Raw genomic sequence first — 12,769 nt, 5'->3', positions numbered from 1 at the left:
CCGGGGGCTCACCAAAGCCTTTCCGCCAGATCACTCCCCCGCAGGTTTGCGTAGCGCATCAAGACCTTGGGATTCGTGTGCCCGGTGATCTTCGCGATCTGAACGTCGCTCAACGTCGTACGCTCGTACAGCCGAGATGTCGCCTCATGCCTCAGATCATGGAAAACCAGATCAGGGCAGCCGGCCGCGTTGAATAGTCGGCCGAACTGGCCCGACAGCCGCACGGTGACGCGTTCAAGGACTTTCCGACGGAGAACTGGCATGTTCTTCGCGCGCATGCCCGCCTCGATCTCATCGACCCAAGGGAAGAGCCTGCCGCCCTCGAACGAGAACCCACACATCGTCGGGTCATGACCGTTCACGGCCGCGACGTAGCGCTCGAACGCCGCCACTGCTACTGTCGTGAGCGGCACTGAACGCTTGCTACCATTCTTTGTCCGCTCGAGCGCGGCCGTCCGGCGGCCGACGTCAAACTGCGCAACGTCGAGCGTGTACATCTCGCGCATCCGCATTGCGGACTCGATCGCCAGATCGAACAGGAATACCAGCGCCGGCCGATACGGCAACTCAAGCGCCCGCTCCCGGTCCTTGGGCTTTCCCCCTGCCATGATGCGCCGGATCTCGGCCAACTCTTCCTCACTTGGCCGTCGGTCTCGATGCACATCCTCTTTCGGCGCACGGTCCTGCGCCTCCACTGCCACGCGATCATCATCGGTATACGTCGCGTAGCGCTTCGGCAACAGCCGCAGCGGATTCACGGCAAGCATCGGAGTACCTGACTTCACTACCCAATCAAAACAACGAGCGAGCGCCCCGACATTGTGGCGAATCGTCGACGGCGACAAATGATGCTCGCGCTTCATTGCCGTCACCCATCGTTCCGCCCAATCGTAGTCCACAGTAGAGAGCGCTTTCGAGGGGAGTCGGCCGCCGAGCAACGTATTTAGCACCTGGGCGTCGGAATCAGGCACCGACACACGTCGCAGGTATTCTCGAACGGCGTCGAGCGTCGTTGCGATCGCTTCGCGTTGCTCAACGACGTCCGTCGGCACAATGCCGGCATCGAGCAGCTGCTCCAGCCGGGCGACGTACGCATCGCCCTCTTCTTCAGATTGAAACGTCAGGGAAAGTGGCTTTGGAAGAAGCTTCGAACGTCGGATGATGTATTCCCACGTTCCAGAGGGTCGTAGTCGCTTGGTCGCCATGCGCTAATGCGAACTAGCCTATACGGCCAAAGAGCCGACTTAGGCGTGGTTACGCGTGTTTCTTGAGTGGTTAGAGACGACTTTTTACCACTCTTGGCGACCCATTTCCATCTTTGGAAACTTGCAGAAAAAAGAAAAGCCCTGACGAATCAGGGCTTTATCTCTTGCTACTTGGAGGCGCGAGCCGGAGTCGAACCGGCCTACACGGCTTTGCAGGCCGCTGCATAACCGCTTTGCTATCGCGCCGTAAGCGGACTGCCAAACGTCGCGAAACCGGCCGGCTTGCAACGATCAACAGATTTTGATTGAAGGCCGTCGGGCCTATCAAACAAAAAGGGAAGCTCGGCTTCCCCTTGTTCTGGAGCGGGAGACGAGTCTCGAACTCGCGACCTCAACCTTGGCAAGGTTGCGCTCTACCAACTGAGCTACTCCCGCATCGTCCTGCATCTGCAGGTTTGCCGAACAACACGTCAAGCAAAACGCTGCCTTCAAATCTGGAGCGGGAGACGAGTCTCGAACTCGCGACCTCAACCTTGGCAAGGTTGCGCTCTACCAACTGAGCTACTCCCGCGTTTTGCTTCACCCACCGCACTGCGTCAGTCGCCGTGCAGCGGAGAAAGGAGATTATGGTGAAACTGGATTTATGTGTCAAGCATTTTTCGCACCCTTTTTCTTCGATCACGTCATCGCCCGCTTCGACGCGCGATCCGGGCGCGCGTTTCACGCGTTCACGCCGCACCGCCGCGCTCGCGAATCTGCGGCCACGCGAGCTTCATGTAGTAGAGCATCGACCAGATCGTCAGCACGGCCGCGAGATACATGAGCCATTCGCCCCATACGCGCGTGTCGATCGCGACGCCGCCGCCGAACGGCAGCCGCCCGTAGTACAGCAGCATCGGAATCGCGACCATCTGGCACGCGGTCTTGAACTTGCCGAGCGAATTCACCGCGACGCTCTTCGACGCGCCGATCTGCGCCATCCATTCGCGCAGCGCCGAGATCGCGATTTCGCGGCCGACGATCACGAGCGCGATCGCCGCGTCGATGCGCGCGAGCTGCACGAGCATCAGGAGCGCCGCCGTCACCATCAGCTTGTCGGCGACGGGATCGAGAAACGCGCCGAACGCCGACGTCTGGTTCCACTTGCGCGCGAGATAGCCGTCGAACCAATCGGTCAGCGCGGCGAGAATGAAGATCACCGCCGCCGCCATATTGCGGTGGTCGGCGCTCAGCATCGCGTCCGGCAAATAGAACACGCCGACGACGAGCGGAATCAGCACGATTCGCACCCACGTCAGGAAAATCGGGAAGTTGAACGGCATGGCACGCGACACGGTTGAGGGATTTGCCATTGTGCCGCGTCACCCGCGCCGCCACAAGCGAAGCGCCCGGCGCGGGCCGCGCCGCCCGGCTTGCCGGCCGAGGCGGCGCGGATGGCCCGACGCTCAGTGTAGCTGTCGGTAGATCTGCTCGGCGAGCGCGCGCGAGATGCCGTCGACGCTCGCGAGCTCGTCGACGCTCGCCGCGACGACGCCGCGCAAGCCCCCGAAGCGCGCGAGCAGCCGCTGCCGGCGTTTCGCGCCGACGCCTTCGAGCTCTTCGAGCCGCGACGTCTGGCGCGTCTTCGCGCGCTTCGCACGCATGCCGGTGATCGCGAAGCGGTGCGCCTCGTCGCGGATCTGCGCGACGAGCATCAGCGCGGCGCTCTCCTTGCCGAGCTCGAGCGGCGCGCGGCCGTCGGCGAAGATCAGCGTCTCGAGCCCGACCTTGCGCCCCTCGCCTTTCGCGACGCCGACGAGCATCGAGATGTCGAGCCCGAGCTCGGAGAACACCTGCCGAGCGATCTCGACCTGACCGCGGCCGCCGTCGATCAGCACGATGTTCGGCAGCCCCCCGGCCGACGCGGCCGCATGCACCGCGTTGCCGTCGATGCCGGCTGCCGCGTCGGCCGACGCTTCTGCGGCCGCCTCCTCGACCATCTTCTCGTAGCGGCGCGTGAGCACCTGGCGCATCGCCGCGTAGTCGTCGCCGGGCGTGATGCCCGTGATGTTGTAGCGGCGGTACTCGGACGACTGCATCTTGTGGTGGTGATAGACGACGCACGACGCCTGCGTCGCCTCGCCCATCGTGTGGCTGATGTCGAAGCATTCGATCCGCAGCAGCGCGAGATCGTCGCTCTCGTAGCCGAGCACGTCGGCGAGCGAGCGCGTGCGCGCCTGCTGCGAGCCCTGCTCGGACAACAGCCGCGCGAGGGCGAGGCGCGCGTTTTGCTCGGCCATCGTGAGCCACGCGCGCTTTTGACCCTGCGGCTGCCGCACGACCGCTACCTTGTGCCCCACCTGCTCGATGAGCAGATCGATCAGCTCGCGGTTCGCGGGCGCGTGGCTCACGACGAGAATCGGCGGCACCCGGTTGCCGAGATAGTGCTGCGCGATGAACGCTTCGAGCACTTCGGTTTCGAGCGGCGCGGCGCCGGGCTCGGCTTCCTGCGACGCGGCGCCGTCGTCGATTTCGGACGGTGCAGCGGCTTCGAAGGCATTCGCCGCTTCGATGTCCGCTTCCGCGCTTCCTTCGGTGTTTTCGTCGATGTTCTCGCCCGCGCTCGCGCCGGCATGCGCTGCCGCGCCGCCGCCCGCGCGCTCGGCGGCCGCCGCCGTTTCGCCGGCGAGCCGGGCCTGCGCGTCCGCTTCGGTGTGCGCTCCACCGTCCGCTTCCCCGCCCGCGTCAATGTCCGCTTCCGTGCCCGCCTCGCCGGCGAGCGCAAGCGCGCTCTCGACGTGCGTCGGGAAATACGCCTTGTCGCCGAGATGCCGCCCGCCGCGCACCATCGCTAGATTCACGCACACGCGGCCGCCCAGCGCGACGACGGCGAGGATGTCGACGTCGCTGTCGCCGCCGACGTCGATCGCCTGCTGATGCAGCACCTTCGCGAGCGAGCTCATCTGGTTGCGCACGAGCGCCGCCTGCTCGAACTTCAGCTCGGCCGCGAACGCGTGCATCTTCCGTTCGAGCTCGCCCATCACCTCGCCTTGCCGGCCGAGCAGGAAGCGCGACGCGTTGTCGACGTCGCGCGCGTAGTCCTCTTCGCCGATCGCGCCGACGCACGGCGCCGAGCAGCGGCCGATCTGGTGCAGCAGGCACGGACGCGTGCGATTGTTGAACACCGAGTCCTCGCAGGTCCGAAGCTGGAACACGCGCTGCAGGATCTGGATGCTATCGCGCACCGCCCAAGCGCTCGGAAACGGCCCGAAGTACTGGTTCTTCTTGTCGACCGCGCCGCGGTAGTACGCCATTCGCGGGAACGTGTGGCCCGTCAGCTTCAGGTACGGATACGACTTGTCGTCGCGAAACAGGATGTTGTAGCGCGGCGCGAGCGCCTTGATCAGGTTGTTCTCGAGCAGCAGCGCCTCGGCTTCCGAACGCGTGACCGTGGTCTCGATGCGCGCGATGCGCGTGACCATCATCGCGATCCGCGGCGATAGCTGCGTTTTCGTGAAGTAGCTCGACACGCGTTTCTTCAGATCGCGCGCCTTGCCGACGTACAGTACCGCGCCTTGCGTGTCGTAGTAACGGTAGACGCCCGGCAGGTGCGGCAGTTGGGCGAGGATCGGCTTGGGTTCGAAAGGAGATTCGGGTGCGTCGGGGGATGTCATGCTCAATCCGGGCGCGAGCGGCGCGCGCGAACAAGGTCATTTAGAATCGCCAGTTTAGAGCATTCGCCGCGCGCGTTCGCGGCGCGATCGCCGCGGCAGCCCTGCCGCGCCCCGTTTGCTTTCCGGTTTGCTCCCATCTCGCCCTGCTTTCACAGCTCCGATGACGTCGTCCGCCCCGCTCGCGCCGCCCGCTTCCGCCACCGCCGCCGTTCGCCCGCCGCAAGACGTGTCGGGCCCGATCGCGTGCGATATCTTCTGCGCGGTCGTCGACAACTTCGGCGACATCGGCGTGTGCTGGCGTCTCGCGCGCCAGCTCGCGGCCGAGCACGGCTGGCAGGTGCGGATCTTCGTCGACGATCTCACGACGCTCGCGCGGCTGCAGCCGGCCGCACGGCCTGACGCCGCGCGCCAGACCATCGACGGCATCGTCGTCGAGCACTGGCGCGCGCCCGCGCATGCGGGCGATACGCTCGAGATCGCCGACGTCGTGATCGAGGCGTTCGCGTGCGAGCTGCCGGGCGCGTACGTCGCCGCGATGGCGCGCCGCGCGCGGCCGCCCGTATGGATCAATCTCGAATACCTGAGCGCCGAGGATTGGGTCTGCGACTTCCATCTGCGGCCGTCGCCGCACCCGCGCTATCCGCTGACGAAGACGTTCTACTTCCCCGGCCTCGGGCCTGGCACGGGCGGCGTGCTGAAGGAGCGCGACCTCGACGCGCGCCGGCTCGCGTTCGAAGCGAACGACGACGCACGCCGCACGTGGTGGCAAAACGTCGCGGATGCGCCGATGCCGGGCCCGGACGCGACGGTCGCGTCGCTCTTCGCATACGAGAATCCGGCGCTCGACGCGCTGCTCGAGCAATGGCGCGACGGCCGCGAGCCGATCGTGCTGCTGGTGCCGGAGGGCCGCATCTCGGCGAGCGTCGCGCGCTTCTTCGGCGTCGGCGCATTCGACGCAGGCACGCACGCGGAGTGCGGCAGCGTCGCCGCGCATGGCCTCGCATTCGTCGCTCAGCCCGACTACGACCTGCTGCTATGGGCGAGCGACGTGAACTTCGTGCGCGGCGAGGATTCGTTCGTCCGCGCGCAATGGGCGCGCCGGCCGTTCGTCTGGCAGATCTACCCGCAGGCCGACGACGCGCACCTGCCGAAGCTCGACGCGGCGCTCGCGCACTTCACCGCGCGCGTCGATCACGCGACGCGCGCGGCGACCGAGCGCTTCTGGCACGCCTGGAACGGTTCCGGCACGCCCGATTGGGCCGACTTCTGGCAGCACCGCGCGGCGCTCGCCGCGCGCGCGGCGAGTTGGGCGGACGAGCTCGCGACCGTCGGCGACCTCGCCGGAAATCTGGCGAATTTTGCAAAAACTCAGTTAAAATAAACGGTTATCCAACGGATGACGCGCGCAAGCGCGTCGTTTTCGGCGCGACGCTCCAGGATAAAGGGGCCGCCAGTTCCGGCCACGGCGGATCGCACACGCGGTCGCCCAGGCTGCCGGGTCGAGTCCGCTTGCGCCGTTAGCCGTTGAGCAACGCTCAGGAAATTTCTCTCGTTCAGGATAGTTTTAGTTATGAAAACCGCACAGGAACTCCGCGTAGGCAACGTCGTGATGGTCGGCAACGACGCATGGGTCGTCTCGAAGGCCGAATACAACAAGTCGGGCCGCAACTCCGCCGTCGTCAAGATGAAGCTGAAGAACCTGCTGACCAACGCGGGCCAGGAATCGGTCTACAAGGCGGACGACAAGTTCGACGTCGTCGTGCTCGACCGCAAGGAAGTGACCTACTCGTACTTCGCCGACCCGATGTACGTGTTCATGGACGCCGACTACAACCAGTTCGAAGTCGAAGCGGAAATGATGGGCGACGCGCTCAATTACCTCGAAGACGGCATGGCGTGCGAAGTCGTGTTCTACAACGAGAAGGCGATCTCGGTCGAACTGCCGACGATCCTCGTGCGCGAGATCACGTACACGGAGCCGGCCGTCAAGGGCGATACGTCGTCGGGCAAGGTGCTGAAGAACGCGAAGATCTCGACGGGCTTCGAGCTGCAGGTGCCGCTCTTCTGCAATACCGGCGACAAGATCGAAATCGACACGCGTACGAACGAGTATCGCAGCCGCGCATAAGAAACGTTTGCGCGAGCAGGCCGAACAAAGCGCCCTTCGGGGCGCTTTTTGTTTATTCGACGCCGCTTATTGCATAAAGGCGCCACATCATAAACAATGCTTTGAAGAAACCCTGACGGGATTCAATTTGTATCATCCGTAACTGTTTTATAGTCGATAACAAATACCGTACGCCAAGTGCGCGATGGGGCATAAAATTCATTTCTCATCCCGAAATGGGGGCTGTATGCCGGTCCGGCCGATGGCCCGGCTTTTCAACTCGCGCACACCATGCCACACGCCCTGATTGTCGAAGACGATCCCAATAGCTTATCCGGCCTGACCGCGCTCCTCGCCGCGGACGGGTTCTCGGTCGATACGGCGACATCGCTCGCCGAGGCGCGCGGCGCACTCGCCCGCTCGATTCCCGATGTCGTCCTCGTCGACTTGAACCTGCCCGACGGCAGCGGCTTCGACTTGCTGCAGAACCTGCCGCAGCAACAGCCGAACGGCTCGCTGCCGGTGATCATCCTGACCGGCAACGCGACCGTCGAAAGCGCGATCGAGGGGTTGCGGCATGGCGTCTGGGATTATCTGCTGAAGCCCGTCAACATCCCGCGGCTGCGCAGCCTGCTCGGGCGGATCCCACGCCCGTACGAACTGATCGAGGAAGTGCAGGCGCTGCGCGCGTCGCTGCGCCGCCTCGGCCGCTTCGGCTCGCTCGTCGGGCGCAGCGACGCGATCCAGCACGCCTACGACATGATCGAGCACAACGCGCGCACCGAAACCGCGGTGCTGTTGTGGGGCGAGCCCGGCACGGGCAAGGAGACGGCCGCGCGCACGCTGCACGACCTGAGCCGCCGCCGCAAGGGCCCGTTCGTCGCGTTCGACTGCCGCGCGGCCGTTCAGTCGCCGCGCAACATCGAAACCAACGGCCGCGCGATCGAGAGCATGCTGCTCGGTCGCGAGCGCGGTGCGTACACGGGCGTCGAGCGCCGCGATCCCGGCCTGTTCGAGCAGGCAAGCGGCGGCACGCTGTTCCTCGAGGAAATCACCACGCTGCCGCTTTCGCTACAGGAGGCGCTGCTGCGCGCGCTCGATTCGCAGAACTTCATGCGCATCGGCGGCACGACCGAGATCGCGAGCGACTTCCGGCTGATCGCGACGACTCGCCGCCCGGCGCGCGAAGCGGTCGCGAACGGCACGCTGCGCGAGGATCTGTGGCTGCGCCTCGACGCCGCCTCGATCGGCCTGCCGCCGCTGCGCGAGCGCGATGACGACGTGATCAGGATTGCCGAGGCATTCGTCGACGACCTGAACCGCGACGCACGCGCCACCGGCCTGAACATCACCGACAAGCGCATCGCGCCCGGCTTCGTCCGCGAATGCCTCGCATACGACTGGCCGGGCAACGTGCGCGAGTTGCATGAGCGCATACGGCTCGCGTACGACCAGTCGGGCGATTTCATCGAGACGCTGCGCGCGGGCGACACATACCCGCAGCCCGGCACGGCGCTGAACGGCAGCAGCGTGCAGGTGCGCGTGGGCACGCCGCTCGCCGACGTCGAGGATCTGCTGATCCGCGCGACCCTCGATGCGGTCGGCGGCACACGCCACCGCGCGGCGACGCTCCTCGGCATCAGCCCGAAGACGCTCTACAACAAGCTGCAGCGCATGAAGATCAGTTGACGTCGACGCGAGGGCGGCTGCGCGCCGCCCTCCTCGCCCGTCCGCGTTACGCGAACGTGCTGCGCAGGAGTTCCTGCGCGCGCAGATAGCGCGGCTCGCGCATCAGCCTGCTCCACTCGAGCGCCTTGCCGCGCGGCCGCATTTGTTTGATCCGCTGCAGCGATTCGCGCGACGTCGTCGCACGCAGTTCGTCCAGCACACGTTCCGCGGCGTCCGGCTGATTGCAGATCAGCACCATGTCGCAGCCCGCTTCGAGCGCAGCCTGCGCCGCCTGCGCGAGCGTGCCGCCTTCGCGCGCCGCCTCCATCGACAGATCGTCGCTGAACACCGCGCCCGGAAAGCGCAGCCGGCCGCGCAGCACGTCCTGCAGCCACACGCGCGAAAAGCCCGCCGGCTTCGAATCGACCTGCGTGTAGATCACGTGCGCCGGAATGACGGCCGCGAGCGACAGCCCGAGCCAGTCGTACGGCGCGACGTCGTTCGCGAGGATCTCGTCGAGCGGACGGTCATCGGTCGGCAGTGCAACGTGCGAGTCGGCTTCCGCATGACCGTGGCCGGGAAAATGCTTGCCGCAGTTCGCCATTCCGGCGAGCGCGAGCCCGTGGTTGAGGCTCTTCGCGAGCAGCGCGACGACGCGCGGATCGCGATGGAACGCGCGATCGCCGATCACCTTCGAGCGGCCGTAATCGAGATCGAGCACGGGCGTGAAGCTCATGTCGACGCCGCACGCACGCAGCTCGGACGCGAGCACGTAGCCGACCGCGGTCGCCGCCTTCGTCGCGTGCAGCACGTCCTTGTCCCATAGCTCGCCGAGCCGGCGCATCGCCGGCAGCACCGTGAAGCCGTCGGTGCGAAAGCGCTGCACGCGCCCGCCTTCTTGGTCGACCGCGATCAGGATGTCGTCGCGGATCGAGCGGATCGCGTCGGTCAGCGCGACGAGCTGCGCGCGGCTCTCGAAGTGGCGCGCGAACAGGATCACGCCACCCGTTTGCGGGTGCGCGAGACGGCGCGCGTCGTCGCGCGTGAGCGTCGTGCCGGCGACGTCGAGCATTACCGGACCGGGGGTCAGTTTCATCGAATCAGCGTCCTTGCGGAGAATGGATCAGGAAGCGGCGCCCGAGCGCGCGGCGACGACATCGTCGGGCGCCTCGGCGACGACGAACGTCACCGCGTAGTCGCGCTCGTCGCTGACCGTCACGCGCGCGGTGATGCGGCGCGCGTCGAGCCATGCGGCGAGCTCGCCCGACGCGACGACGTACGGCTCGCCGCTCGGCCTGTTGAGCGTTTGCAGCGCGCGCCACGTCATCGGCCAGTGCATGCCGAGGCCGATCGCCTTCGAAAATGCTTCCTTCGCGGAAAAGCGCGTCGCGAGAAACGCGATGCCGCGCGCCTCCGAGCGCGCGCGCCGTGCATGAAAGACATGCAGCTCGTCGGGGCCGAGCACCTTCTCGGCAAAGCGGCCGTCCGTGCGCTCGAGCACGGCGGCGACGCGGCTCACCTGAACGAGGTCGGTGCCGATGCCGTAGATCGCCATGCGCGTCAGCGGCCGCCGTGCAGCGCGGCGACGCGCGCCGCGACCATGATCGCCTTCATCTCGCGCACCGCGTTGTCCCAGCCGACGAACACCGCGTGCGCGACGATCGCGTGGCCGATGTTCAGCTCGGCGATGCCGGGCAGCGCGGCGATCGCCTGCACGTTCGTGTAGTGGAGCCCGTGGCCCGCGTTCACCTTCAGCCCGAGCGCGATGCCCGCGTCGACACTCGCCGCGATCCGCTCGAACTCGCGGTGCTGCTCGGCCTCGTCGTGCGCGTCCGCGTAGCGCCCCGTGTGCAGCTCGATCACGGGCGCGCCCGTCTCGTGCGCGGCGCGGATCTGCGCATCGTCCGGATCGATGAAGAGCGACACGCGCGCGCCGACGTCCGCGAGCTGCTTGCATGCGGCACGCACCGCATCGAAATGGGCGACGACATCGAGGCCGCCCTCCGTCGTCAGCTCCGAGCGCTTCTCCGGCACGAGGCACGCGTCGTGCGGACGGATCTCGCACGCGATGTCGAGCATCTCCGGCGTCACCGCGCATTCGAGGTTCATCCGCGTCTTCAGGAGCGGACGCAGCGTGCGCACGTCCGCGTCGACGATGTGCCGGCGGTCTTCGCGCAGATGCAGCGTGATCGCGTCGGCGCCGGCGTCCTCGGCGGCGAGCGCCGCGCGCACGGGATCCGGATACGCGGTGCCGCGCGCGTTGCGCAGCGTCGCGACGTGGTCGATGTTGACGCCCAGTTCGATGGCGGTCGGCGAGGTCAGGAAGAAGCTCATAGGTTTTGCAGGTCGATCAGGATCTGACGCGTGGCGAGCGGCGTGCCGCCCAGATAGGTGTTGAGCAGGAAGCGCATCAACGTCTTGCTTTGCGCGACGGTCTGCGCCCGATGGTAATCGTCCTCTTCCATGTCGAGCAACGTCTGGCCCGCGATCACCGGCCAGTGCGACGGTATGTCGTCGCCCGCGTCGCGCACGCCGCGCTCCGGATCGAACACGTAGAGCTTGTCGGGCTCGACCGAGCGCCGCGCGACCGTGCGCTTGAGCGACATCGCATAGCCCGTCTCGCGCAGCAGCACGCGCTCGAACGAACGCAACACCTGCACGGGCGGCTCGCCGTGCGCGAGGCGCGTGAGCGTGACGAGATAGTGCTTGAAGAGCGGAGGATGCGGATCCTCGCGCGCGCAGAACTTGACGAGCAGCTCGTTCACGTAGAAGCCGCACAACAGCGCGTCGCCCGCGAGGGGCAGCATGCCGCCCACCCATTCGGCGCCCGTCAGCGTGCGCAGCTCGGACTTGCCGGACCACGACAGCGACAGCGGCTGGAACGTCTGCAGCACGCCGCGCAGCGCCGAATGCGGGCGCTTCGCGCCCTTCGCGACGAGCGCGATGCGGCCGTGATCGCGCGTCAGCACGTCGACGACGAGGCTCGTCTCGCGATACGGATGGCTGTGCAGCACGAACGCCGGCTGCTCGGCGATCCGGAACTCGGAGGTACGCGCGGCGGCGCGGCGCGGCTTGCGCAGCGGCTTGTCGGTGGCCGGCACGGGCTGCGCGGCCGGCGGTTGCGGGTCGGCGTCGACCTCGTCGGTCATCCCGACATCGGACGTTCCGTCATTCGTACCCATAGGCGCGCAGCCCCGCTTCGTTGTCGGCCCAGCCGCTCCTCACCTTGACGAAGGTCTCGAGATAGACGGGGCCGTCGAACAGCTTCTCCATGTCCTGCCGCGCCTCGGTGCTGATCTGCTTGAGCTTCGCGCCCTTCTTGCCGATCACCATCGCCTTGTGCGAATCGCGCTCGACGAGGATCGTCGCGAACACGCGCGTGAGGCGCCCCTCCTCCTCGAACTTGTCGATGACGACGGTGCTCGTGTACGGCAGCTCGTCGCCCGTCCAGCGGAACACCTTCTCACGCAGGATCTCGGCCGCGAGGAAACGCGAGCTGCGGTCGGTCAGGTCGTCTTCGCCGTAGATCGGCTCGCCTTCCGGCAGATACGGCTTGATCGTGTCCGTCAGCCGGAGGATGTCTTCCGGATGCTTCGCGGACAGCGGCACGATCTCCGCGAACTCACGCAGCGCGCCCATCTTCTGGAAGAACGGATACAGCGTGTCCTTGTCCGACACGCGGTCGAGCTTGTTTGCGACGAGGAGCGTCGGCGTGCCGGGCGGAATCAGGTCGAGCACCTTCTGGTCGTCGGGGCCGAAGCGGCCCGCCTCGATCACGAACAGGATCGCGTCGACCGACGTCAGCGTCGACGTCACCGCGCGGTTCAGCGACCGGTTGAGCGCCGTGCTGTGGCGCGTCTGGAAGCCGGGCGTGTCGACGAAGATGTACTGCGCGTCGTCGAGCGTGCGGATACCGGTGATCCGGTGGCGGGTCGTCTGCGCCTTGCGCGACGTGATGCTGATCTTCTGGCCGACGAGCGCGTTCATCAGCGTCGACTTGCCAACGTTCGGACGACCGACGATCGCGATCATGCCGCAACGGAAACCGGTGGGAGCGGGTGCGTTCATATCAGGTTGCTGCTGGGTTCGGAAGCGGCCGCACATCCGTGCGCGGCCGCGATGTCGATTGGGACGAT

11 protein-coding genes and 3 tRNA genes are annotated in these 12,769 nt (G+C 66.4%); 3 read left to right on the top strand and 11 right to left on the bottom strand.

Features of this window, described 5'->3' with window-relative positions; translation table 11 throughout:
- Positions 1-8: 8 nt before the first annotated feature.
- The 6 genes from WS69_RS00715 to uvrC form a co-directional block, all read right to left on the bottom strand.
- Entirely contained in the window at positions 9-1,205 is a 1,197-nt protein-coding gene (locus WS69_RS00715; RefSeq protein WP_059468927.1) for a site-specific integrase, read from the bottom strand.
- Positions 1,206-1,377: 172 nt separating this feature from the next.
- A tRNA-Cys gene (locus tag WS69_RS00710) sits at positions 1,378-1,451 on the bottom strand.
- Positions 1,452-1,564: 113 nt separating this feature from the next.
- A tRNA-Gly gene (locus WS69_RS00705) sits at positions 1,565-1,640 on the bottom strand.
- Between the two features lie 60 nt (positions 1,641-1,700).
- Positions 1,701-1,776: transfer RNA gene (locus tag WS69_RS00700), tRNA-Gly, on the bottom strand.
- 157 nt (positions 1,777-1,933) lie between these two features.
- Complete coding sequence (gene pgsA, locus WS69_RS00695) at positions 1,934-2,527, bottom strand: CDP-diacylglycerol--glycerol-3-phosphate 3-phosphatidyltransferase (RefSeq protein WP_059468926.1); 594 nt, start codon at positions 2,525-2,527, stop codon at positions 1,934-1,936.
- 123 nt (positions 2,528-2,650) lie between these two features.
- A complete protein-coding gene (gene uvrC / locus WS69_RS00690; RefSeq protein WP_059468925.1) occupies positions 2,651-4,858 on the bottom strand; it encodes an excinuclease ABC subunit UvrC in 2,208 nt (735 codons plus the stop codon).
- Between the two features lie 160 nt (positions 4,859-5,018).
- Here uvrC and earP point away from each other — a divergent pair, with 160 nt between their 5' ends.
- The 3 genes from earP (at position 5,019) to WS69_RS00675 (ending at position 8,654) form a co-directional block, all read left to right on the top strand.
- Positions 5,019-6,239, top strand: a complete 1,221-nt coding sequence (gene earP / locus WS69_RS00685; protein WP_059468924.1) for an elongation factor P maturation arginine rhamnosyltransferase EarP — start codon at positions 5,019-5,021, stop codon at positions 6,237-6,239.
- 189 nt (positions 6,240-6,428) lie between these two features.
- Positions 6,429-6,986 (top strand): elongation factor P, encoded by a 558-nt coding sequence (gene efp / locus WS69_RS00680; RefSeq protein WP_059468923.1) that lies wholly within the window; start codon positions 6,429-6,431, stop codon positions 6,984-6,986.
- Between the two features lie 270 nt (positions 6,987-7,256).
- Complete coding sequence (locus WS69_RS00675; protein ID WP_059468922.1) at positions 7,257-8,654, top strand: sigma-54-dependent transcriptional regulator; 1,398 nt, start codon at positions 7,257-7,259, stop codon at positions 8,652-8,654.
- A 46-nt stretch (positions 8,655-8,700) separates the two neighbouring features.
- Here the strand turns inward: WS69_RS00675 and nagZ are convergent, their stop codons facing one another.
- The 5 genes from nagZ to era are packed head-to-tail and all read right to left on the bottom strand — an operon-like array spanning position 8,701 to position 12,701.
- The gene (nagZ, locus tag WS69_RS00670; RefSeq protein WP_059468921.1) at positions 8,701-9,729 is read right to left on the bottom strand and encodes a beta-N-acetylhexosaminidase; all 1,029 of its coding nucleotides are present in this window, start codon (positions 9,727-9,729) and stop codon (positions 8,701-8,703) included.
- A gap of 27 nt (positions 9,730-9,756) precedes the next feature.
- Positions 9,757-10,188: a holo-ACP synthase gene (gene acpS / locus WS69_RS00665; RefSeq protein ID WP_059468920.1), complete on the bottom strand. Its 432-nt coding sequence runs from the start codon at positions 10,186-10,188 to the stop codon at positions 9,757-9,759.
- 5 nt (positions 10,189-10,193) lie between these two features.
- Positions 10,194-10,967: a pyridoxine 5'-phosphate synthase gene (pdxJ, locus tag WS69_RS00660; protein ID WP_059468919.1), complete on the bottom strand. Its 774-nt coding sequence runs from the start codon at positions 10,965-10,967 to the stop codon at positions 10,194-10,196.
- Positions 10,964-11,815: a DNA repair protein RecO gene (recO, locus tag WS69_RS00655; RefSeq protein ID WP_059468918.1), complete on the bottom strand. Its 852-nt coding sequence runs from the start codon at positions 11,813-11,815 to the stop codon at positions 10,964-10,966. The genes pdxJ and recO overlap by 4 nt, the downstream gene beginning before the upstream one ends.
- Positions 11,802-12,701, bottom strand: a complete 900-nt coding sequence (era, locus tag WS69_RS00650) for a GTPase Era (RefSeq protein WP_059468917.1) — start codon at positions 12,699-12,701, stop codon at positions 11,802-11,804. Before era ends, recO begins: the two co-directional genes overlap by 14 nt.
- Positions 12,702-12,769: the final 68 nt, after the last annotated feature.

This window comes from Burkholderia sp. BDU5, from assembly GCF_001522845.1.
GTDB lineage: Bacteria > Pseudomonadota > Gammaproteobacteria > Burkholderiales > Burkholderiaceae > Burkholderia > Burkholderia mayonis.
This window is presented reverse-complemented; position numbering and strand designations above follow the sequence as displayed.